Here is a 24,745-nt window from a genome sequence, read left to right as displayed (position 1 = left end):
AAAGGAAGCTTTTGTCCGAATCTTTTCCTTTTATGTCGAATGTATTAAAATTGGTTTTTCTATTTTTGAATTTTTTATAACTCAATGATCCCAAAACTCAAAGATTTATCGGTTCGAATTCTTCAAAACAAATACGGCTCGATTGTGGCCGCTTTTCTTTTTTCGTATTTTCTTTATTTAACCATACCGCCGAAATATCTTCTTTCCGCCGATCACTACGAAAAATTCATTCTTGGGAAATCGATTTTTCTGAGCGGGTTTCGGTCCCTAGACGTATTTTATCCTGGCTTTGATTTTGATCCGGAACTCAAGTTTAGTCTACTAAAGATGTCGATAGCGAACGGTCACAAGATCATCGCCTTTCCTATCTCTTTAGGAATTCTTTATGCAATCGTTTATCCATTCGGAGGCGCCTACGGAATTTACTTTTTATCGGCGTTTTTGATCGGCTCGTCCTTGTATCTCCTCGGACGGGAATATAAAATTCCTTCGTGGCAGATTTTTCTTTTTTCGATTTTGACTCCGATCGTGATGAACGGTTATCTTTTTATGGATGTCGGAGTCGGACTTTTTTTATTTGTTACGGGGATTTTTCTCTATCAAAAATCAAAGGAGAATCCGTCTCCGATCAGAACGATCGCAAGCGGAGTAATTCTTTCTTTTTGTTATTGGTTCCGTTTGGAATATCTGATCTTTTTGGGAATTTATTGGATTTTTGAGGGATTTTTTCAATTCCCGTTTTCAAAAAAAAGAGAACATAGGATCTCTTTTTTCGCAGTGTCGATTTTTCTTTTTTTGTTTTTTCTCGTTTACTGCGGATTCAATTTTACGTTCTTTCATTCGATCCTCGGACCGAGGTTCAACGCAAATTACGATACCGCGGACGGATCCAATCTATTTAAGAATTTTATAAATCTCTTATTTTACGGAAATCTAAAATTAGGACTTTTCGGTTATTCTCCGTTTTTGTTGTTCGGGACCGGATTATTCGTATTCTCCTTTTTAAAAAACTGGAAAAAAATGGAGAATCGGGAAAAAAGTATGATCGGAGCGTCCATCCTCGGAATTCTGATCTCTGCGAGCACCGCTCCGAACGACGGAGGCGCGGAATTCGGTTCCCGTTATCTGACTCCGGGTTTACCCGGACTTTTTCTTCTTGCATCCAGGGCATTGCGGTTTTTACAAAATAAAAGTTACCTCTGGAGAATTCCATTCTACCTTCTTCTTGGAATATCCGTTATACCGACTTGGATCTATTACAAAACTACTAAAGGTTTTGCGAAGAACACAAAAGGAGTTCAGGAATTCATTTTAAAAGAACCGAAGGAAAATCTTTTGGTCTTCCAGAACGGTTTGATCGGAGGAATGGCCGGCGAGGAACTTTACTTTCAAGGAAGAGTTTACGAGGCGACCAACGTACAGGAGTTAGCCGAGTTCCTGGAAAAATTCTCCTTGTCTCAAAAAAAATCTTCGGTTTCATTTGAATACTTCGCTTATACAAAAGAATACACCGAAGGTATGAAAGATCTGAAATACGAAAAAGATACAAAAAACGGAATGTTTGCTTATCTCAATCAGTTCGATCCGGAAGCCATTTCTAAAATTCGGTCGATTCAGATTTTAAAAAAACAAAGTCTGGGAAGCATCGAAATTCTTTACGGAATTTATAGCAGAAAAGAATAGTATTTCCGGTTGTCTCTAAACCGGATGACTTTCAATCTAAACGAACATTGGTTTTTAACAACAGCTTATGAAGACCCGGATATTCGCCAAACAATTAGAAAATCCTTTCTTTAGGATTTTTATACAAGTATTCATTGCTCTGCTCACCCTTTCATTCTGTTTAATCGCTACCTGTTTTACAATACCTAAAAACTCATTCGCAGCCGATAGTCTGGTAAAAGTTCTTCAAACAAAAGGCTGGATAGAATCCGGATTTCAATCTCAAGAGGTTTTTTATCTCGGAAAATCCATCGATCCCGACTTTAAGTATTTTTTGATCGGAACTTCAACATCTCGCTCCGGTGAAAAGATAACACCCTTCCCCTTCGCGAATACGATCCTATCCGCTCCTTTTGTGGCCCTCGGATTTCAGGAAGGGATTTTATACTTTTCCGCATTTTTATTTTGGATTTATCTGATTATACTCTACAAGATCACAAGGCAATATCTGATTCCGATTGTGGTTTTGATCGGAACACCACTTCTGCACCATTTTCTTTCTTTTTCGGATGTTTCCGTTGCCGTAACTTTGGTTTTATTGGGAATTTTATTTCTGTTGAAGGAAGGATCTGAGTTCTTAACTGAAAATCGATTCCACTACTTTTTTTCCGGAATTCTAGTCGGAGTATCTTGCTGGTATAGACCGGAAGTAATCTTATTCGCCTTTTCCTTTTTATTCTCCTTTTTTCTAATCGCATTTAGTCGCTTAAGAAAAATTCAATTTGAAGATTCGCTAAAAGGATTTCTTTTCGCTTTCGGATTCTCGATTCTATTTTCTTCCTTTGTGATTTACAACTTCATTCATTACGATTCTTTCTTTGGACCTCGAGTTGCGTCGAATCATTCAATTCTAGATTTTGACTGGTCCACAAAATTCGGTAGCATCCAAAGTTTGCTGATCAGCGGCAATGGAAGAGTCGGCTTTTTTGGATATTCTCCTTGGTATATTTTTGTAATCGGATTTTGTATCTGGAATTGGAATAAAATCCTCAAAAGTTCGCAAATCTGGATTATAAGCTTCATCACAAACCTAATTCTCGTTTGCATTTTGACTCCGAACGATTCAAATATAGATTGGGGTTCCCGGTATTTTACGTGCAGCGTATTTATCCCGATTCTCCTGCTTAAAGAATTCAAACGAATTGAAAACACAAAGCCGATGTTTCAAAAATTTATTTTTATAACTCTGGGACTTTTGATTCTTATTTCTCTCAATCTAAACCAAAAAGTGATTCGATCCATGCGAAAAATTTCCCAACAATTAGCGCAGATTCAATCTGAAATTCCTTGGGACAATTCGAAAGTTTTCGTTACTCAAAAGAATAATATTGCAAATACCTTCGGCATGAACTACCTCGATCAAACGATATTATTACTATCAAAACCGGAAGATCTAAATACTATCGTTTTAGAAAATGGAAAATTACCTTTCATTCTGATTGAAGACATCTTGGACCGATCCTTATATAAATATGCAAAAGATCGTCTCAAAGATCGATATACAATTACGGAAATTAGAAAAGGAGATAGCTTGATTCAAATCACTGAGCTGGTTCCGAAATAGAGTCGGCCTATTTCAAATAAAAACAGTGAACCAAGAATTCCCTTAGATTCAAATACTCCGTTGAATTTTTGACTTTTCCTCCTGACTCTTACAACGGATTCTGTTCCAGTCTCGTATGAAAAACTCCGAAAAAGAAGGGAAGATTTCGAAAACGCTCTGGAAGATTTCTCCCGTCTTTCTTTCTCTTTTTACGATCATTTTGATGCGGGTTTTTTTGTTTCAAATCTACTTTATCTCCGGATATTCGATGGCTCCTTCTTATAAGGAAGGTGATCTAATTTTAGTGACCAAATGGGGTTTTCCCGCGCGGATCGGAAAATGGGAAATTTCTTTCTTGGAAGGACAAGTCGACAGATTCGACGTTTTGGTTTTGGATGGACTCGAAGAAGAACTGAGTTTAAAACGGGTCGTCGGTTTGCCCGGCGATTATTTCCGTTTTGAAAACGATCGAATCCTAATCAACGACGGTCCTCTTCAGGAAACGTTTTTAAAACCTGGATTTAAAACCATCGCGCCTTCCCTTTCCATGATCCCGATGACCGCGGTAAAAGGAAACGTTCCCATCGGCGACGCGGGAAGAATTCCACCCGGTTACTTTTTAGTTTTGGGGGACAATCGGGAAAATTCAACCGATTCTAGAAACTACGGTTTGGTTCCGTTTCAAAAACTCAGAGGAAAAGTCTGGCTTTTTTTATGAACATCCTCACATTTACTACAAACAAAAAGTATAACAAACGCAGAAAGAAATCTATATGAGTATTTTAAAAAAAACGAATATAAAAGAATACTGTTTATCTATTTTTTACAAAAAGGAAAACGAATACGAAAATCTAAACGGAATTCGCGCGATTTCGATTTTATTTGTAGTCGTGTTTCACGCCTGGGTTACTGCAAAAACGATCCTTCCGGGCGACCCGGATCCTTTACGTTTGTTTCTGGGTTCTCTCTCTTCCGGAGTGGATTTTTTCTTTTTGCTCAGCGGTTTTCTGATCTACGGGGGATTATTTCGAGAACACGAAAGAAACGGAAAGCTCGAAATCAAACAATTCTTTATAAAAAGGTCGTTGCGTATTTTTCCGGCGTTTTACTTCGCTCTCGCAATTCTTTACTACAGCAAATCCCAGCAATTGGCTAAATTAGAATCCATACAAATCGATAACGCGCAGATTCTTTCTTTGATCGCGGAAACTAAGATAAGAATGGAATACATCTGGGTGGATATATTCTATCTTTCCGATATTTATCCTCACTATCTTTACAACGGAGGATGGTCTCTTTCCATCGAAGAACATTTTTATCTCATTCTTCCGTTTCTCTGCGCGGTCTTTCTTTTTAGAGTGAACATTCAAGTTCGGTTTCTTTTTTATTTTGCGGGATTTTTAACCGCCTTTTTTGTAAGAATGAATCTCGCCTTTCCTCCGAATATGGATGCGGCTTACAATTTTCACGCGAGATTCGATTCGATTCTTGCGGGAATGATCGTGTATGAAATTTTTCACCACTTTCCTCTTACCGCGGAAAGAGCCGAAAAATATAAGGTGGCAATTCTTTCTATTCTCGTTTTTGGAATTGCGATCGTGATCTACGCGCATCAGATCGACCCGGGTACTTCTTGGGCGCTTGTTTTGCGGCCCGTTATGCTTTCCTTCGGTTTCGGAATTCTTATGTATTTTTCCTTTTATCCCGGATTCTTAAAAAGTTTTTTCAGTCTTGGAGTTTTTCGACCGTTTGCGCGTCTTGGTTATACGGCGTATCTTTGGCATATATTTGCGATTCCGATTGCGGCCAAAAAAATTCTTCCTTTGTTGCAAAGTACGCCGACCGTGGGGATGTTTTTGCTTACGAGCGTTTATCTGGTCCTCGTTACGTTTCTTATATCCTGGTTCTTCTTTTTGTTAATCGAAGAACCGTTCCTGATACTCAAAGACAAACTTACGGGAAGACAAAAAAAATTAAGTTAGACTTTAGGGTCGTCGGTTTCTCTCAAGAGCAAGGCGTCGTCATACTCGGAACCTCTGTGCGGAAATGCCTGCTCATAAAAAAGTGCGGCGAAAAGTTCGAAGTCCTCATCGACTTCGAGAGAATTTTGTTCCCAGTATTCGTTCCTTCTTTTGATTAGAACTGAAATGGTTTCATCTTCGAGTGAAAATTCTTCTCCCGCTTCGTTGAGTTTTCGGATCAGCCAATTGAGATTAAGAATCGTAAAGGGACCTATGAATTCCAAAGTTGCAACCGTAGGCTCCCGTTTCATCAAAGCTTCCGTATGAAAAAGGGGAATTCTCAGATCGTAAGCGTCTTGGCTTTTTAAATACTGTTTATAATTCGCGGAGATGGATTCTAAGAACGGAAAGGTGTTCAGATAACTGCTTCGAATCAGATCTTCCTTTTCGGGATGTTGAAAAAGAACTTCGATGATATCTATAAATTCTCCCTTGGCAACGGCTTCTCTCAAAATTTTATCCGCCGGTTCGGGACGAGGAATGGGATCGATTAACTTTACAAAAAGATATTTTACTTCGTAGGCGAATCTCGATTCTCGAGGAATATAATATTCGATCCAGATCGGTTCTTTGTAATATTGAATGAGTTCTTTTTTTGGAAGGTCGGGGGTTACACTCAGAGACTTGAGTTTTTTGACGTCGTCGGTGATTACCTTTTTTCCCTCGACTCTCGTTCTGGACTTTTTTATCTGCCGGAGTTCCGACTTATTCAGAAGAGGTTTTGGCTTAAAAGGCTCCATACATTACATATCGGTTGGAGGAGATTCGAATCTGAACGAACTCATTCCATAAAACTCAAGGGCCGGTTGTTACACAACGAACTCCCGCGGTGGCGCCTTTTGTCAAATTGGTAACGATATTGCCGGCTCCAAACTGAACGATCCAAGCATCGGTCGGATTCGTATAGGTAGTCGAAGTCCAATAATTCCCGTTAAAGGTTCCTGGAAAATAAGAAGATTTGATTGCCGGATTTGCGACGCTCAAGTCGGTCAAACTACTCAATTCGTTTACGGAAGGCAAACGCCAAACCCTGCCGGCCAAACTCAGATTGTTGCAGGTAAGAAGGGCGTTTGTCCAATTTGGAAAGGAAACGGCGCCCGTCGCACATCCGCTTCCGGACAAACCCGCGCTACACTGGGCCCAAATCAAACCGGTGTTTACGTCGGTCACTGTGGAATCGCCGTTGTCTTTGAAAAGTTGTGCGGGAAGCGACGACCCTGAAACACAACGAACGTTATTCGTGTTTGCCTGGATGGTCTCTCCGATCGTTCCATCCGTAAAAGAAACATACCAGTTGTCGGTCGCAATCAAAGGAACATAGGGAGTAATACTCCAATACCCTGAACCGTTCGTTACCGGAAACGGCGTCGAATACGTCGCAGGAGCGGCTCCGTTATAACTTAAGATCGTAACCAATTCCTTCGCGGAGGCAAGTCTCCAATCGGTTCGATTCGCGTAACCGATTCCCGCGTTGAGATTGGTACAGGCTGTGTTGGCCGCTGCCCAGTTCAAAGTGCTAAAGGCCCCGCTTCCGCAAGCAGGCCCCGATAACCCTTCGCTACAAGTCTTCCAGATCAAACCGGAAAAATTATCAGTCGTCGTGTAGTCGGTTCCTGTGATCAGATTTGGTCCCGAAAAACTAGGGTTGATTCCGTTTTGCAATTCTCCGTCCTGTTTTGTTCCCGTACAGGCGATGGCCACTCCTGCGGAATCGGAACATACGGTTTGCCCCGTCTTCAAAGGTGCGATTCCATAAAGAATCAATTCTAAAGAATAACTTACGCTTCCCGAAGAATTGGAAGCCTTGACCTGATAGATTCTGTCCACTCCCGAGTAACCGATATAAGAACCCGATATAAGACCGCTAAACGAATCGAGAACCACACCCGTAGGAAGCGAAGGGGAAACGGAAAAACTCAGTCCGTTTCCGACGGCGTTTGGAACCAAACTGATCGGACTTCCGTTTGCAAAAACGGCGCTCGGATAACTCAAGGACTGAGGCGCCGGAGCGCAGACTGGATATAAATTTCCGGAAGCCGAGCTGAGAATCGAGGCTTTTAAAAAAGTCTCGGAAGAAGGATCACAGGCGTTTTCCGGGGTTTTTTCCTTACATCCTAAAATCAGGAAAAAAAGAATCGGGAGAATGGCAAATCGGAAAGAGGAATCGGTTCGCATTAAAATTATTTCCCTAAAACAAAAATAGGTCTCTATAAGAAATGGATGAAAAAAAGATTCTTTTTACAATCATTATCCAAAATTAAAGAACCATTTTAGGAAAAATATTTCCGGATTGAGTCGTCCTTTTTTTCATTACAACTTCAGGAATAGCGGTTCTTGCCGATCGTCAGGATCACTTAAGAATAGGATTCAGAAAATCGAATATGAAATATCGAAGAAACGATCAGAAGAAAAGGAAGGAAATCCAAATTCTTAAAAACAAACTGAGGGGATTCATGATACCGGAATCCGCAAATCGAATCACTCCATTCCGATCCAAAATAAAAAAAGCGGGATAAGCGTTTACTTTCCATTCATTTAAGAATTTTGAATTTCCCGTTACTACGTTGAACTTCACTTCACGTTCTTGGATATACTTTGCAAGTTTCAGAGCGTCCTCCCCTTCTTCGACGGAAACAAAGGAGAATCGATCGCTGTTTTTCAGGAGATTGGAATACCATTGAACCAATGGGAGATTCGTAGAGCAAACTCCGCACCAGGTGGCCCAAAAATAAACGACTGAAACTCGATTTTGAGAATCGAATTTTTGCCCGTCGGTTTGAGTCATTCCGTTTAATGAAAGGGAAGGTTTCAAATCCGAGGCCTTAAAGATAGAAAGTCCGATCGTAATGATGAGAAAAAGAACTACCCAAAGTGCGATATTAGCCGTCTTTTTAAAAATTTCTTTCATATATTTTAGATTCGATCTACGTTAGGAATTGTTACAAGCCGTGATCACCGATTTTTGAGATTGGAATTTGCAGCGACCGTTTGCACTGAAATCGGAAATTTTACCGACAAAATAAAGTAGGAACTCCTAAGAAAAAATCCTCTCTGACAACGACTGGTCGGAATTCCGAGAACGAATTTTCTCCGTGAATTTTTCTTAGATCGTACTTAAAGTCCGTTTCAAAGTAAAACTGGGCGACGTCTCTCATTCTTTGACCGGATCACAAAGGCGATTTAGAAAAAATTATAAATCGAAACGAACGCCTTTTCCAAAACCGGAATACATGATCGCGATCACCAAGGCTACCCAGATCACACCGGCAACCAAAACCCCCCAATCGGAAAGAATCGCCTTCGTAGGGTTGTGTCCCATATTCTTAATATAGATGATGTAAAGAGATCGAAAGATCGCATACACAACGATCGGAATCGTATAAATCATTTGATCGGTTCCAAGATTCGCAATCGTAGTCGGACTCGTCACATAAAGAACGTAACTCATCAGAGTCATCGTCGCGACGATCCCCAACATCATGTCCAAAAAGCTCGTGGAATATTCGTCCAAAATTTTTCTGTGACCTTTAGCGTTGCCTTCCAAAATGATAAGCTCTCCCCTTCTTTTGGAAAAACCCCAGAAAAGCGCCAACATAAACGTACAGAGAAGCAACCAGGAAGAGAAGGTGACGTGTATAATCACCGCGCCGGCAATCGCACGAATCACAAATCCGATGCTGATGCTCATCACATCCAGGATCACCATGTGTTTTAGAAACTTGCTGTATAAAACGTTAAAGACAAGATAGAACGCGACCAATCCGAAAAAGATCGGATGTAAAAGATAAGCAAGGATCAAAGACAAAGGAAGAATGATCGCGGTGATGAATAAAGCGAACGAAGGATCCAATTTTCCGGAAGCAAGGGGTCTGTGTTTTTTCTCCGGATGAAGCGCGTCTTCCTTACGATCCAGATAATCGTTGATTACATACTGACAACTTGCAACCAGTGAAAACAAAAAGAATGCGGAAACTACACGCTGAAGAGATTCCGGATCGGTTAATTTTTTTGCAAATATAATGCCCGCAAAAATGATTACGTTTTTGATCCATTGATGGATCCGGAGCAATTTCAAATACTGTAAGAGCATACTCGGTTACATTCCTTAGAATCCCCCAATTCATCAAGGAAAATCCAAGAACGGAAAGGAAACATATCGATCGTAATGTTCAGATTTCTATTCGATTTTACGGTTCTCGGAAAGAGAACGAGTTTCCTCGTCTTTGAGATAAACTCCCGAGAGTTTTTTTTGAAGCGAAAGAGTAAGGAGATACGTTGCCTTTCTGGATGCGTCCGAAAACGACATTCCACCCAAACGAATATTCGAAATGCAGTTCCTTTTTTCATCCGTAAGGCCGCTCGAAGGATGATACGTAAGATAAAGACCCAAGCTATTTTCGGTCGATAATCCCGGTCTCTCTCCGATCAAAATGATCACCGCCTTTGATTTCCAAAACTCACCGATCTCGTCGCCGATCGCGACTCGTCCATTTTTGACGATGGTCACTGGACTCATCTTAATTTTGGAATTCTCCAAAGAGGGTAAAAATATTTCCAAAAAGGGAAGAAGGGAATCTCGGATCGCGCTTGCGGAAAGCCCGTCCGAAATCACAAGACTGAGATCAAAGTCCTCAGAAAATTTCGAATTCTTTTCCCGAAATTCTTCTAAGATTTGAAAACTTTGCGAAGAAATTTTTTTTCCCAAATCGGGTCTTGCTAAGTATTCTTCTCTTGAAGTCGCTTTCGATTTGATCATGACGGAAGAAATGTCCCTTTCCGAAAAAAAATCCACAAGCGCCGTAAAGTCAACTTCCGCCCAAACCGCGTCTCTGGCTTTCGCGTGATCGAGGCGGAATTGTAGGATTTCCTTTGTTGGGAGTGCAACTCCCGATCGCCCCAAGCCGATTCTTGCCGTCGTCCACTGTTTCCAATCCTGCCAGTCCATATTCAACCGGCCAATGTTTCCAAATCGGAGAGAAGACTTGTTTGTAGTTTTTGCTCCAGAGGAATCCAATTCGAATCCAGAATTCCTTTTTGCAGAAGCCATTCTTCAAATTCAGGCGCAGGTTTTAGGCCGAGCGCTTGACGGAGATACAACGCATCATGAAAGGAAGTACTTTGATAGGAAAGCATCACGTCGTCCGCGCCCGGAACACCCATGATATAATTACAACCCGCAACGCCCAAAAGCGTGAGTAACGTGTCCATATCGTCCCCGTCGGCCTCCGCGTGATTTGTATAACAAACGTCGACCCCCATGGGAAGACCGAGAAGTTTACCGCAAAAATGATCTTCCATTCCCGCTCTGAGAATTTGTTTTCCGTTGTAGAGATATTCCGGTCCGATAAAACCGACGACAGTATTTACAAGCAAGGGAGAAAACTTTCTGGCGACCGCATAAGCTCTTGTTTCGAGAGTTTGTTGGTCGATATCGTAGTGAGCATTTGCAGAAAGTCCGGCGCCTTGACCCGTTTCAAAATAGAAAACATTCTCTCCTACCGCGCCCCGTCCGAGAGAAAGCGCGGCATCTTTCGCTTCTTCGATCAGTTTCAAATCGATTCCAAAACTTTCGTTGAGTTTCTGACTTCCTCCGATGGATTGGAAGACAAGATCCACAGGAGCCCCGCGACGAATCAATTCGAGAGTTGTCGTGATATGACTGAGCACACAACTCTGCGTGGGAATTTCATACTTCTGAATCAGAGCGTCCAAAAGATTCAAGAGAGAATGTACGGAAGGAAGATTGTCCGTAGCAGGATTGATTCCGATCACCGCGTCCCCGCTTCCTAAAAGAAGGCCGTCTAAAATTCCCGCGGAGATTCCTTTGAGATCGTCCGTCGGATGATTGGGCTGTAGCCGAACGGAAAGTCTCCCCGGAAGTCCGATTGTGTTTCTAAATTTTGTAACGACCCTGCACTTCCTTGCAATGCTGATCAGGTCTTGAATGGAACAGATCTTAGAAACAGCCGCAGCCATTTCCGGAGTGATTCCAAATGCAAGTTTTCGAAGGACTTCGGAGTCTGTTTTCTCGTTGAGCAGAAATTCTCGGAATTCTCCCACGCTGAGAGAAGAGATCGGTGAAAAGGCAACAGGATCGTGGCTGTCCACGATCAAACGAGTGACCTCGTCTTCCTCATAAGGAATCAGAAGCTCCTCTAAAAATAAGGTTAAAGGAAGATCGGAAAGAATCATCTGAGCGGCGATTCTTTCTTCGTAACTCGCCGCTGCGATTCCGGCTAAAATATCTCCCGAGCGAAGAGGAGTTGCCTTCGCGAGAACACTTTTCAGATCCGCAAATTGATAGTGGCGGTTTTGAATTCGAATTCGATAATCCACGGCCAGACGTTCTTATTTTTTTACCGAACTGCAACCAGAATTTCAATACGTCTTGGCAAGTTCCACGTCCGTATGAAGAAAATCCTCTCCTTTGAACAAAAGAGGAGCCTTTTGATTCTTCGCAAGAGCATAAGCAAAACAATCTCCGAAGTTCAAACCCGCCGGATGTCCGCTCCCCTTCCCGAAATCTCTATAGGCTTCACGAGCCAATCGAATCTGTTCGACGCTCACCGGTTCCAAATGGATCTTCAGTTTGGAAATGGCTTCGTCCAACAAACGGGAAAGCACCGGATCCTTGAGCCGATCGGTTCGGACTGCGGCTTCCAAGTAATTCGCGACCGACATTCGAGAATTTGGATTGGAAACGATCGCAAGGACAAATTTTTCCTGCTCTTCCTCTTGCAGGAGAATCGCAAGCAACGCTGAAGTATCGACGATCAATCCGGCAATCCTTCTTGGTTGTAGAGTTCGTCCCCATGATCTAAAGAAGAAATGGGCACCTGGATCCGTTCGCGAAAGCGACGAGAGATATCGTAGATCTCATCCAAAGAAAAATGAACGTTGAGATTGTGTTCCATACGATCTAACCTTTCTCGCAGTGAATTTGTAATCGCCTCAGTCAGAGTTTCCCCGGTTAGAGCCGCCAACTTTCTGGCCAATAAATCCGTTTCGGGGTCTTTGATGCTGAGAGCCATATAGATTTATTCCTTTCTGATATATATTGGTATACCTCTTCTCTTTTTTGGTCAATCTTTTTTTCTTTTCGGTTTCTTCCGTAGACCCGGCCTGGGGTTTTAGTTTCCGAATTGATGGGCTCCAAAACATTCCATATCTCGAAAATTCGGACTATTTTCTCTTTTTCGACCTTGGAAGAGAGCCTGGAAATCGAAAGCGATGTTGTAGAATTTTTGAATTTTAAGAAAGGCGGGGTAAAGAATTCTTATCCGACCTGAATTTTCAGGCCGTCGTCTTTGCTTCCTAAATCTCCGAGACCGGAGTGACCCGTAAAGGCGATCAAAAGTGTAAAGGTTCCGACTCGTCCCATGAACATCAAGGCGATATAGAGATACTTTTCGATATCGCTCGTGTAAGGAGTCATTCCCAAACTTAAACCGACGGTTCCAAAAGCTGACATAACTTCAAAAAAGATGGTTTCGATTCCGTGTTTGTTCCCGTTCGCGAGGGTAATCAAAAACATAAAAATCACGAGGGAAATCGTCGCGAGAAAGTAGATCCGAGTCGAAATCGCAACCGAATTTTTAGAAACGTCTTCTCCCCAAGCTTGAACCCGCGCCTGAGGGCTGATCACGTTTTTCAAATATAAGATTAGAATAAAGAATGTTGTGATCTTGATACCTCCGGCCGCTCCCTGGGGTCCGCCTCCGATAAACATCAAAGAACAAAGAAGGACATAGGTCGCACTTCTGATTTCGGTGATATCAAACGTATTAAAACCCGCGGTTCGAGAGGAAACCGAAAGAAAGAAAGAATTAAACAACTTCTCGGTAAAACCCATCTTTCCGATCGTTTCCAGATTATTGTATTCTATCAAAAGAATCGAAAGTCCTCCGATATGAATCAGAATCAAAGAACCTAAAACGATGATGCTCATCTGCATTCGATTCGCGTCTCCGAACAATTCCTTTCGATACACTTCCAGACGTTCTTCCAGACGAACCGAGGTCGCGATCACAAAGATAAACCACGCCGGAGGATCCTCGCCCAGAAGCATCGTTCTGCGCATCATAAAGGTTTCCGTGACGGTTTCGATTTTGCTCATAAACTTCTGAATGATTTCCAAGATCGATTTTTCGATAAAGATGATCACCGGAAATCCGATTCCGCCCATAACGATCAGGAATTGAACGATCAAAAGGGAAATCGGATCTTTTGCTAAAAAACTCAAATCGTCCACGATGGAAAAACCCGCGTTGTTGAATGCGGAAACCGAAGTGAACAAACTCAAAAACAATCGGTTTGGAGTTCCCGGAAGGCGATCGGTTTCGGGCATATTAAAATAAAGAAGAATCGCTCCGACCGCTTCGATCGAAAGAGAAATGTTAAAAAGAGAAAGAAGCATTCTTCTTACATAAGAGGCCTCGGCTTCGGACTTCTTCTTTCCGGGAGCGACAACTCCGGATTGATTGTGCCCTTGATTCTTCTCCCGCATTTTTTTTACCCGATGAGCGTCGGTTGCTTCATAAACAAAAGAAGCCAATCGGGTGCTTCTAGAAAGACCCCTTACGACCAAAACCCCGATCAAAACCGTGAACGTTATGATTCCCAAGCCGCCGATCTGAATTAGAAACATCATAATCAACTGAGTGGGTCTTTGGAGTTCGGAAAGTAAAACCGGAGAAAGTCCCGTGACGCAGATCGAGGAAGTTGCGATATAAAGAGAATTGGTATAACTGAGACGACCGGATTCGGTAACGTAGATTGCAAACGAACCCGCGAGGATAGCCATCGCAAAACCGAGACAAAGGGTTCTTGCCACCGATAACAGAAGAAATGCTTTCGCGATTCGATTTACATTTCTTTTAAAAAGTTTCAGTGGGTGCATAAAAGCCTATTCCGATTGGAAACGGATTCCCATTCTCCAAATCCATGGAGTTAAGAATCCGGAAAGTTTCGACAAAAAGCCGACCACTCTTTCGATTCAAGCCCTTCCTTTTCAAAAAACCGATCTCGATTCTAAAAGGGCAAACATTCCGTCCGGGATGCAAAGGATCATATTTTTTCCAAATCGTAACCCGGCAAATGAAAAACGTCTCCAAAGCGTCTGATTCGATGATTTGGATTTACAAATCCGCTCTTTTTTGGAATCTGGTAAATTGAGGGACTTTCTACAAAGCTCCCTACCGGTGATTTCACCGGATGTATTTGCAATCTTTTATAAGAGGATGGCCATGAGCACTGCTGTAGCCGAATTCAAACCGAGCGAAAAACTCATCAAAACCAGAAACATTGGGATCTCTGCCCATATCGATTCCGGAAAAACGACCCTAACCGAAAGAATTTTGTTCTATACTAACAAAATTCATGCCATTCACGAAGTTCGTGGAAAGGACGGTGTTGGTGCGAAAATGGACAGTATGGACCTCGAAAGAGAAAGAGGGATCACCATTCAGTCTGCGGCTACCTATTGCCAGTGGAAAGATCATACGATCAACATCATCGATACCCCGGGCCACGTCGACTTCACGGTAGAAGTGGAACGCTCTCTCAGAGTATTGGATTCTGCGATTCTCGTTCTTTGCGGAGTTGCGGGTGTTCAATCCCAGTCCATCACGGTGGACCGTCAGATGAGACGTTACAACGTCCCTCGTGTTGCTTTTATCAACAAGCTGGATAGAACGGGAGCCAATCCATTCCGTGTAATCGACCAGCTCAAAGAAAAACTAAAACACAACGCCGTTCCGGTTCAGATTCCAATCGGTCTTGAAAACGACCTCAAAGGAATTGTGGACCTCGTCAAAATGAAAGCCTTCTACTTCGAAGGGAAAGACGGTATGGACATCCAGGAAAGAGAAATTCCGGAGGAACTGAAAGAACTCGCTCAAAAGAAACACGAAGAACTTTTGGACGCGGCTTCTATGTTCTCAGACGAATTGACCGAAGCTCTTCTCGAAGGAACTCCTACCGAAGAAATGATCAAAAAGGCGATTCGTACGGGAACCATCGAACTCAAGATGACCCCCGTTTTTATGGGTTCGGCTTTCAAAAACAAAGGGGTTCAAAAACTTCTGGACGGAGTTTTGGACTATCTCGCAAGCCCGGTCGACGTTAAGAACAAGGCTCTGGATCAGGCGAACAACGAAGAAATGATAGTTCTCGAATCCAATTTCGAGAAACCTCTGGTTTGTCTCGCATTCAAACTCGAAGACGGACGTTATGGTCAGCTCACATACGTGCGTGTCTACCAAGGAAAACTTTCCAAAGGTATGACCATCTATAACATGTCGAGCAACAAGAAACACAACGTAGGCCGACTCTGTAGAATGCACTCCGATGAGATGGAAGATATCGACTACGCGGAAGCGGGCGACATCATCGCACTCTTCGGTATCGATTGTGCCTCCGGGGATACGTTTACCGACGGAAAACTCAAAGTTTCCATGGAATCCATGTTCGTTGCGGCGCCCGTCATCTCCCTTACGATCGAAGCGAAGGAATCCAAACACCTCGCAAACTTGGCAAAAGCGTTAAACCGTTTTACCAAAGAAGACCCGACGTTCCAGACTCACGTGGATCAAGAATCCGGTCAGACCATCATCAAAGGAATGGGAGAACTTCACCTCGAGGTTTATATCGAGCGTATGAAACGCGAATACGGAGTGGAATTGATCACAGGCGCGCCTCAGGTCGCTTATCGTGAAACGATCACCACAAAAGCCGACTTCGATTATACGCACAAAAAACAAACGGGTGGTCAAGGTCAGTTCGGTCGTGTCGCGGGTTATATGGAACCGATCCCGCTCGAAGAAAGTTTGAATTACGATTTCGTAAACAAGGTTGTCGGCGGTTCGATCCCGAGAGAATACATCCAGTCCGTTGATAAGGGATTCAAGAGTTGTTTAGAACGCGGATCGATGATCGGCTTCCCGATCATCGGAGTTCGTTGTGTGATCAACGACGGCGCTTACCATGATGTGGATTCTTCCGATATGGCATTCCAGATCGCGGGTCGTTATGCGTTCCGCCAAGGATTCAACAAAGCGAATCCTCAGATTCTCGAGCCGATCATGAAAGTGGAAGTCGACGGTCCTTCCGAGTTCCAAGGCGCAATCCTCGGATCTCTAAACCAAAGACGAGGAATGATTCTAAACACGACGGAAGAAGACAGCTACTGTAAAACGGAAGCAGAAGTTCCTCTTGCGGACATGTTTGGTTATTCTACGGTATTACGTTCCTCGACTCAAGGAAAGGCCGAATTCTCCATGGAATTCTCCAGATACGCTCCGGTTCCAAGAAACGTTGCGGATGAGTTGATGAAAAAATACAAAGTCAACAATAAAGACGAAGATTGATTTTTCTCGGAAATATCTTTCTTCCCAAAGGGAGCCTGGAGGCTCCCTTTTTTTATCTCCGAAACAATTCCTGAATGCAGTTCCCCCCTCGAATTTGCCGATACTCAAAGAAATGAACGGCTTGTTTCGGAAATTCTTACCCTTACTTTTTTTTCCGGTCTCTCTTCAGATCTTTTCGGCCGGATCACAGAATCTTTCCGTTTACAACGTCCAAAGAGGAGATACTTATTATTCTTTGGGAAAAAAGTTCAACGTAGATTATCATAAAATTATGGAATGGAACGGCAAAAAAAAAGACGAACCTTTGATTCCGGGAGAACCCCTAAAAGTCAGAAAACCTTTTTCAAAAGAAAACGAAAAAATTGTCCCCAAAACGGCTCGACCGTTTTTCAAAGAAGAAACTCCGGATTCTTCCCGTCCTCTTCTTCGTTTTCCTTTGAAAAGCAGACCTCCGGTTCAATCCGTTTTTAGTAAGCTTAGTTTCGCTCCGAACAAAGGTGTTCTTTTCAAAGCTTCGAGACACAACGAAGTAAGGCCCGCTTCTCCCGGCAAAGTTTTGGTTGTGGATGAAATGGATGGATATAAGAAATTTGTAATATTGGAACACAAGAACGGATATTCGAGCGTCTATGCAAACTTAAAAAGTGTATCAGTAACCGAAGGGGAAACGGTGGATTCTTCGCGGATCATCGGATCTCTGGAATCCGGAAAGGGTCTTTACTTTCAACTCAATCGCGGAAGTTCGGCTGTAGATCCTGATCCGCAAATTCGTTAAAGAATTCAAATCGAAAAAGAATGGAATACGAACTCGTAAACGCCTGCATTGTAACCAAGGATCAATGGATTCCGAACGGAACCGTCGTTGTGAAGGACGGAATCATTCTTTCCATCAATGCCGGCGGACCTCCTTCCGGCAAAAGAATCCGTTTGAATCTAAACGGTCTTTATGTGTATCCGGGACTGATCAACGCGCACGATCACCTCTTGAGTACTTATCTTCCTAAAGTCGCACCGAGCAAACCTTACTTAAACTGGCTTCCTTGGGACAACGACCTAAAGTCTTCCATCGTATTTTCGGAAAGACAACAATTGGAACCGGAACAACTCTATCTCCTCGGCGCGTTTAAGAATCTAATCTCCGGGGTTACCGCCGTCCAAGATCATATCCCCCACTTCGTCCAAGATCCTTTTGTGGAATCCGTTCCCGTAAGAATTCTCAACCGTTATTCTCTTTCACACAGCATTTGTACGTATTCTTTGAATTGGGGAGAAGGTCCAAAAGAAGAATATGCAAAAGCTCTAAAGGACGATATTCCTTATATCACTCGAATCGCGGAAGGATTCGATTCCGAATCGAGAGATTCCTTAAAGGCCCTCGACAAAATGGGTTGTCTGAGCGGCCATACGGTTCTCGTTCACGGAGTTGTTTTATCCGAATCCGATATCGCGCTCATCGCGGAAAAAAAAGCTCATCTGGTTTGGTGCCCGGAAGCAAATTTATTTCTCTACGAAAGAACTACCGATATTCGAGATCTTCTCAAACACAAAGTGAACGTTTCTTTAGGAACCGATTCCAGTTTATGCGGTTCTTTAAATCTTTTGGAAGAAATTCGAACCGCGAGAAAATTTTATCAGAACGAATACGGAGAAGACCTTTCACCGAAAATTCTTTTTGAAATGGTGACAACAAATCCCGCCAAAGCTTTCCGAGTAGAAAAGGAAATCGGAAGCATTGAAGTCGGAAAAAAAGCGGATTTGGTGATCGTTTCTCGAAATTCCGAGGATCCGTATTCAAATCTCTGCGAATCCGACCCAAACAGCATTCGACTTGTCCTTCGAGATGGAGTCCCCGTTTACGGAGACGCTAGTTTGGAATCTTTTTTTGAAGAATCCGGCGCGAACGTTGAGAGAATTCGGATCCACGACGCCGATAAGTATTTAACAGGTTCTCCAGGAAAACTCCTGGAATCGCTTGCCGTCTCCCTTGGTTATAAAAAGGATTTGGCATTTTTCCCCGCACAGAAAGAATTTGATAACTTTGAGTAGGTAATCCATTTGGCCGGTCCGATCATCAGAAATTATAAAGGCGGATCCATCATTTATTTTGAAAAGGATAAAGCGGAGGATATTTACGTCCTAAGAAACGGGCGCGTCATCCTGACATTTCCGGCTTTAGACACCGGACAAGAAGTCAAAGAAGACGTCCGAATTGGAGAATTCTTCGGAGTCAAATCCGCTTTAGGCAAGTATCCTAGAGAAGAAACCGCTCAAGTCATAGGCAACGCCACCATTCTCGTTTTTAAACCGAACGAGTTTGAACAATTCGTGGCCGAAAAGACCCACCTCATTTTGAAAATGATGAAAGTTTTTTCCAGCCAGCTCAGACAGGTTCACAAAAAATTGAAGGAAATTCTGGGGCAATCCGACACCAGAAATCCGGCTTTTGAATTGATGAATGTAGCCGAAGTATTTTATAAAAATAACAATCTGCCGCATGCGGTTTACGCGTTTGAAAAATACATACAACACTATCCGGGAACCACGTATTCCGGTCGTGCCACTGAACTTTTAGAACTCGCGAGAAGAGGTAGCCCTTTTCCTCTCAACATGCCTCCCCTCGTCTACGAAGGCGGAAGCCGGGTTTCGCAGGAAACTCTTCAGAACATTATGAAACCGGCCGTGGAAAAATCTTCGATCACACAGGGCGTGGACAATTCCATCACATCTCTTTACAACCGCGCTCACACTCTGGTAAATGTGGGAAAACACAACGACGCGATGATCATCTACAAAGATCTTCTCAACAGGACGGATTTTAAATTCGACTCGGAGAAGAAGTTGGTGGAGAATTCTCTTTTTCAACTCGGCATTTGTCTAATGAAGACGAACGATCTGGACAATGCGAATTCTTCCTTTTCGACCTATATTAAAAAATACCCTTCGGGAGAATCGATCAAAGAATCTCTCTTTCATTTGGCGGAAATCTCCGAGCTCCAAGGAGATCGCCAAAGAGCAAGGATGCTTTATGGAAAGGTAGCTTTGCTTCCTCCGGAAAAAGACAGCATTTCTCAGAAATCAAGACTGAAAGCAAAGGAGATGAGCACCTGATATGGATATGATGCTCGAATCCATGTTTTCCAAATTCGGCCAGACCTTTGATCCGAATCAAATCATCTTTTGTGAAAATGAACCCGGTAACGACTTTTACCTGATCCAATCCGGAAAGGTAAAGATCGTTAAAACGGTCCCGAATCCCACAAAAAAAGAAGACTACTTGATCAAAACTTTGGATATCCTCGAACAAGGGGATATCTTCGGAGAGATGGCGATTCTGGAGGAACAACCCCGCTCCGCGACCGCCATTGCGATTTCGGAAGTAAAAGTTCTCAATTTCAATCGTGCAAACTTCGAACTTTTGATGACGAAGAATCCGATGCTCGCGCTCAAAATTCTTACCATTTTTTCCGTGAGAATCAACGACGCCAAAAGAAGACTTTTGATTCTTCTTATGGACGATATTCAAGGAAAGGTCGCCGACGTATTCTTAATGCTCTACGAAAAGATGCACGCACACAGCGATTTCAAAGAGATCGTTCTGAACGTTTCCCAACACGACGTCGCGGAATGGTGCGCGCAACCGGTAGGAGAAGTGCAAAAGGTTCTCAACACTCTTTCTAAGAGCGGGAAAATCGAACTCTACGAAGACAAAATTGTTATACACAATATCGCCGACTTCCAGAGAATAGTCTCACAAAAACGGAAACCGAATTCTTAAACGCTCCCGTAGCTCAGGTGGACAGAGCAGAAGTTTCCTAAACTTTTGGTCGGAGGTTCGAATCCTCTCGGGGGCACCACCCCCATTTCTTTACAAGTATCTTTGTCTACAAACCGAGATGGATATCAGAATCCGGATGAGCTTAAGAATGATTTTTGTCGGAATTCCGACCAAAGGGAGAGGAGACTTTTTTACTTGCAAAATTATGATTTTATGATAGAGCAAAGTCACCCGATTTTTCCCACCCCCCACCCCTCCACCCGAAATCGGGCGGGGCGCGCGATTTTCACTGCGGACTTGTCGGAATTCCGACAGATCCATCTTGAGATTCCAGCCAGTTTTGCGGATTAGGTTAGGACTCTAAAATGCAACATCCAGATTCTATCCTTTCCCTCCTCAAAAAATCGGAAGAGTTTTTAAAGAAGAAAGAAATTTCCAGCGCTCGCTTGGACGCTGAAATCCTTTTAGCCGACCTCTTGAATCTTCAAAGAGTAAAATTGTATGTGAACTTCGAAAGATTGTTAAACGAAACCGAAAAAAACGCGTATAGAGAAAGGATCGTGGAAAGGTCCAAAAATAAACCGACTTCGTATATTACCGGACAAAAGGCGTTTTACAATTCCCTTTTTTACGTAAACGAGAACGTTCTGATTCCGAGACCGGAAACGGAAGAACTCGTAGAAAAGATTCTTCTCGATTTTAAGGACGAAGCTAAGGAAATTAAAGTTTTGGACCTTTGTACAGGGAGCGGTTGTATAGGAATCAGCCTCAAGATCGCTCGGAACGATTGGAATCTTTCTCTTAGTGATATTTCAAAAGAAGCTCTCGAAGTCGCCGAGAAGAATACGATCCAAATTTTGGGAGACACAAATCACATTCAATTTTTTGAAAGTGATTTATTCTCTTCCATTCCTCGGGAATCCAAATTCGATTTGATAGCGACTAATCCCCCTTATATTCCGAATTCTGACAAGGAATCGATGATGAAGGACGTCGTCGACTACGAACCACATCTCGCTCTTTTTTTGGAAAATCCGAAAGAATTTCTGATGAACCTGATCGAAGCGGCGTATTCTTACTTAAATCCGGGCGGAAAATTTTATATGGAAACACTTCCTTCCTTGGCGAATATTCTCGTAACGGAATCGATCGACAAAGGTTGGACAAATGGAAAGATGGAAAAGGATCTTTCCGGAAAGGATCGATTCGTGATTCTTACTAAGTAAGAAAGAATCGAATTTTAAACTAAACATGAAATTCAAAAACTGATTTTCTACGTTTTCCCCTTTTTGAGATGGAAGACGACGAGAATTGCGTTTACAAAAAACGAAAAAAACAAAGCCGGGTTTCTAAATCCCCGGCTTCATTTTTTGATTCGAAAAAAGAAATCAGATAGCTGAACTTCCTCTTTCTCCCGTTCTGATACGGATCACATCTTCGAGCGGAGTGATAAAAATCTTTCCGTCTCCGATTTTCCCATCCCCGGTTTTAGCCGCTTTGAGAATCGCGTCTACTGTCGGTTTTACGAACTCGTCGTTTACTGCGATTTCCAAACGAACTTTTCTGAGAAGGTTCACTTGATATTCATGTCCACGGAAAACTTCCGTTTTCCCTTTTTGCTGACCGTAACCTTGAACATCGCTCACGGTAAGTCTATAGATCTCATTCTTAGTCAATTCCGCCTTAACCTCTTCAAGTTTATGTGGCTGAATGATAGCAACGATTAATTTCATATAATCTCCTTATTAAAATTCTTCAGTAACTTAAATTAAATCTCGTAACCTTTTTCGCCGTGGATTTCAGAATCCAAACCGGCAATTTCCTTATCTTCGGAGATACGGAATCCGATTGTCTTATCGATTAAGAACACAAGGATCACGGAAACGATAAAAGAATAGGCCGCAGTCGCGAGAACGCTGATCACCTGAACCAGAACTTGATCGCCTCTACTTGCAACACCCGCTCCCAAAGAAAGAGTAAACACACCGGTAAGAATTGCGCCTAACGCACCACCCACACCGTGAATACCGAAAGCATCCAAACTATCGTCGTAACCGAGTTTACCTTTCAAAAGAATAGCGCCGTAACATACCGGGCTCACGAGAAATCCCATGATGAGAGCGCCTTGAACTCCGACAAATCCGGATGCAGGAGTGATCACAACAAGACCCGCAACGATACCGGAAGCGGCTCCAAGTGCAGTAGCCTTTCTTGTGTGAGCGTATTCAATTACCAACCAAGCGACTCCAGCCGCGGCAGGTGCAATCAAAGTTACTAAGAATGCTCTCGCAGCAACGCCGTTCACAGCTAAACCGGAACCTGCGTTAAATCCGAACCAACCAAACCAGAGAAGACCGGCGCCGATCAGTGTGTAAGTGAGATTGTTAGGTGCAATCAATGCAGGACCTTCTCCCTTTCTCTTTCCGAGAACGATCGCTGCGGCAAGACCCGCGATACCGGAGATCAAGTGAACCACTGTTCCTCCCGCGAAATCCAAAGCGCTCATTTTAAACAGCCAACCGTCAGCGGCCCAAACCCAGTGCGCGACCGGATCGTAAACAAGAGTTGACCAAAGAACGATAAAAGCGATATAACCGCCGAACTTAACTCTTTCTGCAATCGCTCCGGAAATCAGGGCAGGAGTGATCAAAGCGAACATTCCTTGAAAGAGAAAGTGAACGTATTTTGGAATCGTTAATTCTAAAGAATTCTCATCGATTCCGTTGAGGAAAGCAAGGTCAAAGTTTCCGAAATAAGGGTTGGTTCCGGAAAATGCAAAACTGTACCCAAAAACGGTCCACTGGATGGTCAATACCAGGATCGCCACAAAACTGTGCATCATGGTAGAGAGTACGTTCTTAGATCTTACAAGACCGCCGTAGAAGAGCGCGAGTCCAGGTATCATAAAAAACACAAACGCAGATGCGACGAGCATCCAAGCAGTGTCTCCTTTATCCGCTACGGGTGTCGCCGCTGCGGGAGCAGTTGCTTCTTGTCCGAAAAGGACAAATGGAAGAAGCAGAGTGAGCAATAAGAGTAGTCTCTTGGTCCAATTCATAATCATTCTCATCCCAAATCAATTTGCATACAGTAATGCAAGATTGGTACCAGGAGGATAATAAATTAAGAATTCTAAAAGGCAGCCAAAATTGCGTAAAAGCGGGAGTTCCTACGTTTTTCCGAGACAAAAGGAGAGCTGAGGTCGGAACTCCGGAACTTTTCCGATCCTCGGAAATTCCCAAGAATGAAAAAGTACTCCATTCTGCCTATATCTTAGGCATTTTTGTCGATTTTGCTTTTTCTCTGAAAAAGATGCTGAGAAATTCTAAAAACTGCTTCTATTCTAAATGGAAGCGAAATCCAAATTTCCAAAAGGTTTCTATCCCTAAGGAAGCGGAATTCGAAGTGTAAGTAGAATCCAAGCGGGCCATCGGATTGTAATCCAAGATCAAGTGATTGCTTACCGATTTTCCAAAACGAGGGTGAAAAAAGTAAGCATCAAAAATATTAGCGGCATACACCAGAACCGCGAAAGTGATGGAGAGTTGAAGCTTGTGATAGTTCTGATTGACCCGATCTCTCTGGTCTTCAAATGGCTGACTATAAATATAGAGTGCAACCGGATCCGAAAATGTCGGAGGCGGAATTAAGGTTTCATAGGGATTGTTGATATGATTCAGATCCTTTACAGAATTTTTATAGATTTGGTTCTGACGATAGACCAGAAAGAGCGAACTGAAAAATAGAGCCGAATAAACGATGGCGGGCTTTTTTCTTTCATCGGTCCATTGACCCCAACCCGGAAGGACCGCCGATCTCCAAGCAACGCTCCAAGGTCCTAAACCTCTTTGTTGAATCCTTGCAAGACGTTCTTTCTCATTCTGATTCGTTTCGGCGAGTTTTGCTTCCTTTTCTATTCTTTTTTGTTTTTCGGATTCTTCCTGATTCTTCTTAGCCAGCTCTTCTTCGGCTTTCTTTTTATCTTCTTGTTCTTTTTTCTTTTGTTCTTTTTCCGCGAGTTTTGCTTCTTCCTCTTTTTGGATCTTTAAGGCTTCCGCTTGCGAAACGTCTTTATAAATAATTTTAAGAATTCGAACCTTAGAGAATTCCTGTTTCTTTCCATCCTCGGTTTGAATGACTACGGTTTGAGCATTCTGAGACGCGACTCGGCCTTTGAGGATGGTTCCATCTTTGAGAATGATGGATTCTCCCATCAAACCCCAGGGAAGAAAACACAAAGAGAGAAAGAAAAGGAAATAATTTCTTAATTGCATGAAGATTCCGGAATAAATTAGTGAAATAGATAAATCCGGATCTA

General features: G+C 42.9%; 22 protein-coding genes and 1 tRNA gene. 11 read left to right on the top strand and 12 right to left on the bottom strand.

Annotation, left to right across the window (positions count from 1 at the left end; all coding sequences use genetic code 11):
• Positions 1 to 84: 84 nt before the first annotated feature.
• The 4 genes from JWG44_RS07370 to JWG44_RS07355 all read left to right on the top strand — a co-directional run bounded on the left by JWG44_RS07370 (position 85) and on the right by JWG44_RS07355 (position 5,247).
• On the top strand, positions 85 to 1,683 hold the full coding sequence (locus tag JWG44_RS07370; protein WP_205274304.1) for an LA_3751/LA_3752 family putative glycosyltransferase: 1,599 nt from the start codon (positions 85 to 87) through the stop codon (positions 1,681 to 1,683).
• Between the two features lie 67 nt (positions 1,684 to 1,750).
• Complete coding sequence (locus JWG44_RS07365) at positions 1,751 to 3,286, top strand: LA_3751/LA_3752 family putative glycosyltransferase (protein ID WP_232371527.1); 1,536 nt, start codon at positions 1,751 to 1,753, stop codon at positions 3,284 to 3,286.
• Positions 3,287 to 3,401: 115 nt separating this feature from the next.
• Positions 3,402 to 3,983 (top strand): signal peptidase I, encoded by a 582-nt coding sequence (gene lepB / locus JWG44_RS07360; protein WP_205274303.1) that lies wholly within the window; start codon positions 3,402 to 3,404, stop codon positions 3,981 to 3,983.
• Positions 3,984 to 4,038: 55 nt separating this feature from the next.
• The gene (locus JWG44_RS07355) at positions 4,039 to 5,247 is read left to right on the top strand and encodes an acyltransferase family protein (RefSeq protein ID WP_205274302.1); all 1,209 of its coding nucleotides are present in this window, start codon (positions 4,039 to 4,041) and stop codon (positions 5,245 to 5,247) included.
• Here the strand turns inward: JWG44_RS07355 and JWG44_RS07350 are convergent.
• From JWG44_RS07350 to JWG44_RS07310, 9 genes are all read right to left on the bottom strand, one after another.
• Entirely contained in the window at positions 5,244 to 6,026 is a 783-nt protein-coding gene (locus JWG44_RS07350; RefSeq protein ID WP_205274301.1) for a hypothetical protein, read from the bottom strand. The genes JWG44_RS07355 and JWG44_RS07350 overlap by 4 nt on opposite strands.
• Before the next feature lie 55 nt (positions 6,027 to 6,081).
• On the bottom strand, positions 6,082 to 7,461 hold the full coding sequence (locus JWG44_RS07345) for an Lcl C-terminal domain-containing protein (protein WP_205274300.1): 1,380 nt from the start codon (positions 7,459 to 7,461) through the stop codon (positions 6,082 to 6,084).
• A gap of 226 nt (positions 7,462 to 7,687) precedes the next feature.
• Complete coding sequence (locus JWG44_RS07340) at positions 7,688 to 8,194, bottom strand: thioredoxin-like domain-containing protein (protein WP_205274299.1); 507 nt, start codon at positions 8,192 to 8,194, stop codon at positions 7,688 to 7,690.
• Positions 8,195 to 8,476: 282 nt separating this feature from the next.
• Positions 8,477 to 9,376, bottom strand: a complete 900-nt coding sequence (locus JWG44_RS07335; protein WP_205274298.1) for a decaprenyl-phosphate phosphoribosyltransferase — start codon at positions 9,374 to 9,376, stop codon at positions 8,477 to 8,479.
• 87 nt (positions 9,377 to 9,463) lie between these two features.
• Entirely contained in the window at positions 9,464 to 10,231 is a 768-nt protein-coding gene (gene eutC / locus JWG44_RS07330; protein ID WP_205274297.1) for an ethanolamine ammonia-lyase subunit EutC, read from the bottom strand.
• A gap of 2 nt (positions 10,232 to 10,233) precedes the next feature.
• On the bottom strand, positions 10,234 to 11,622 hold the full coding sequence (locus tag JWG44_RS07325; protein ID WP_205274296.1) for an ethanolamine ammonia-lyase subunit EutB: 1,389 nt from the start codon (positions 11,620 to 11,622) through the stop codon (positions 10,234 to 10,236).
• A gap of 42 nt (positions 11,623 to 11,664) precedes the next feature.
• Complete coding sequence (locus JWG44_RS07320; protein ID WP_205274295.1) at positions 11,665 to 12,063, bottom strand: type II toxin-antitoxin system VapC family toxin; 399 nt, start codon at positions 12,061 to 12,063, stop codon at positions 11,665 to 11,667.
• Positions 12,060 to 12,317: a type II toxin-antitoxin system VapB family antitoxin gene (locus JWG44_RS07315; RefSeq protein WP_205274294.1), complete on the bottom strand. Its 258-nt coding sequence runs from the start codon at positions 12,315 to 12,317 to the stop codon at positions 12,060 to 12,062. Before JWG44_RS07315 ends, JWG44_RS07320 begins: the two co-directional genes overlap by 4 nt.
• Positions 12,318 to 12,562: 245 nt before the next feature.
• Positions 12,563 to 14,185, bottom strand: coding sequence for a TrkH family potassium uptake protein (locus JWG44_RS07310; protein WP_205274293.1), 1,623 nt, complete (start codon positions 14,183 to 14,185; stop codon positions 12,563 to 12,565).
• A 346-nt stretch (positions 14,186 to 14,531) separates the two neighbouring features.
• Here JWG44_RS07310 and fusA point away from each other — a divergent pair, with 346 nt between their 5' ends.
• From fusA to prmC, 7 genes are all read left to right on the top strand, one after another.
• Complete coding sequence (gene fusA / locus JWG44_RS07305) at positions 14,532 to 16,652, top strand: elongation factor G (RefSeq protein ID WP_205274292.1); 2,121 nt, start codon at positions 14,532 to 14,534, stop codon at positions 16,650 to 16,652.
• 112 nt (positions 16,653 to 16,764) lie between these two features.
• Positions 16,765 to 17,427 (top strand): LIC_10271 family cell wall hydrolase, encoded by a 663-nt coding sequence (locus tag JWG44_RS07300; RefSeq protein WP_205274291.1) that lies wholly within the window; start codon positions 16,765 to 16,767, stop codon positions 17,425 to 17,427.
• Positions 17,428 to 17,447: 20 nt separating this feature from the next.
• On the top strand, positions 17,448 to 18,698 hold the full coding sequence (locus JWG44_RS07295) for an amidohydrolase family protein (protein ID WP_205274290.1): 1,251 nt from the start codon (positions 17,448 to 17,450) through the stop codon (positions 18,696 to 18,698).
• 9 nt (positions 18,699 to 18,707) lie between these two features.
• Positions 18,708 to 19,760 carry a tetratricopeptide repeat protein gene (locus JWG44_RS07290; protein ID WP_205274289.1) on the top strand — a complete coding sequence of 351 codons (1,053 nt, stop codon included), beginning with the start codon at positions 18,708 to 18,710 and terminating at the stop codon, positions 19,758 to 19,760.
• A 1-nt stretch (position 19,761) separates the two neighbouring features.
• Positions 19,762 to 20,427 (top strand): Crp/Fnr family transcriptional regulator, encoded by a 666-nt coding sequence (locus JWG44_RS07285; RefSeq protein ID WP_118966656.1) that lies wholly within the window; start codon positions 19,762 to 19,764, stop codon positions 20,425 to 20,427.
• A 2-nt stretch (positions 20,428 to 20,429) separates the two neighbouring features.
• Positions 20,430 to 20,506: transfer RNA gene (locus JWG44_RS07280), tRNA-Arg, on the top strand.
• A gap of 286 nt (positions 20,507 to 20,792) precedes the next feature.
• Positions 20,793 to 21,653, top strand: a complete 861-nt coding sequence (gene prmC / locus JWG44_RS07275; protein WP_205274288.1) for a peptide chain release factor N(5)-glutamine methyltransferase — start codon at positions 20,793 to 20,795, stop codon at positions 21,651 to 21,653.
• 162 nt (positions 21,654 to 21,815) lie between these two features.
• Here prmC and JWG44_RS07270 read toward each other — a convergent pair whose 3' ends face one another.
• The 3 genes from JWG44_RS07270 to JWG44_RS07260 form a co-directional block, all read right to left on the bottom strand.
• On the bottom strand, positions 21,816 to 22,160 hold the full coding sequence (locus JWG44_RS07270) for a P-II family nitrogen regulator (RefSeq protein WP_002619748.1): 345 nt from the start codon (positions 22,158 to 22,160) through the stop codon (positions 21,816 to 21,818).
• A 35-nt stretch (positions 22,161 to 22,195) separates the two neighbouring features.
• Entirely contained in the window at positions 22,196 to 23,485 is a 1,290-nt protein-coding gene (locus JWG44_RS07265) for an ammonium transporter (protein ID WP_205274287.1), read from the bottom strand.
• A 280-nt stretch (positions 23,486 to 23,765) separates the two neighbouring features.
• Positions 23,766 to 24,701, bottom strand: a complete 936-nt coding sequence (locus JWG44_RS07260; protein WP_205274286.1) for an LA_0442/LA_0875 N-terminal domain-containing protein — start codon at positions 24,699 to 24,701, stop codon at positions 23,766 to 23,768.
• Positions 24,702 to 24,745: the final 44 nt, after the last annotated feature.

Origin of the sequence: Leptospira ainazelensis (assembly GCF_016918785.1) — a bacterium.
In the GTDB taxonomy this organism is placed as follows: Bacteria; Spirochaetota; Leptospiria; order Leptospirales; family Leptospiraceae; genus Leptospira; species Leptospira ainazelensis.
This window is presented reverse-complemented; position numbering and strand designations above follow the sequence as displayed.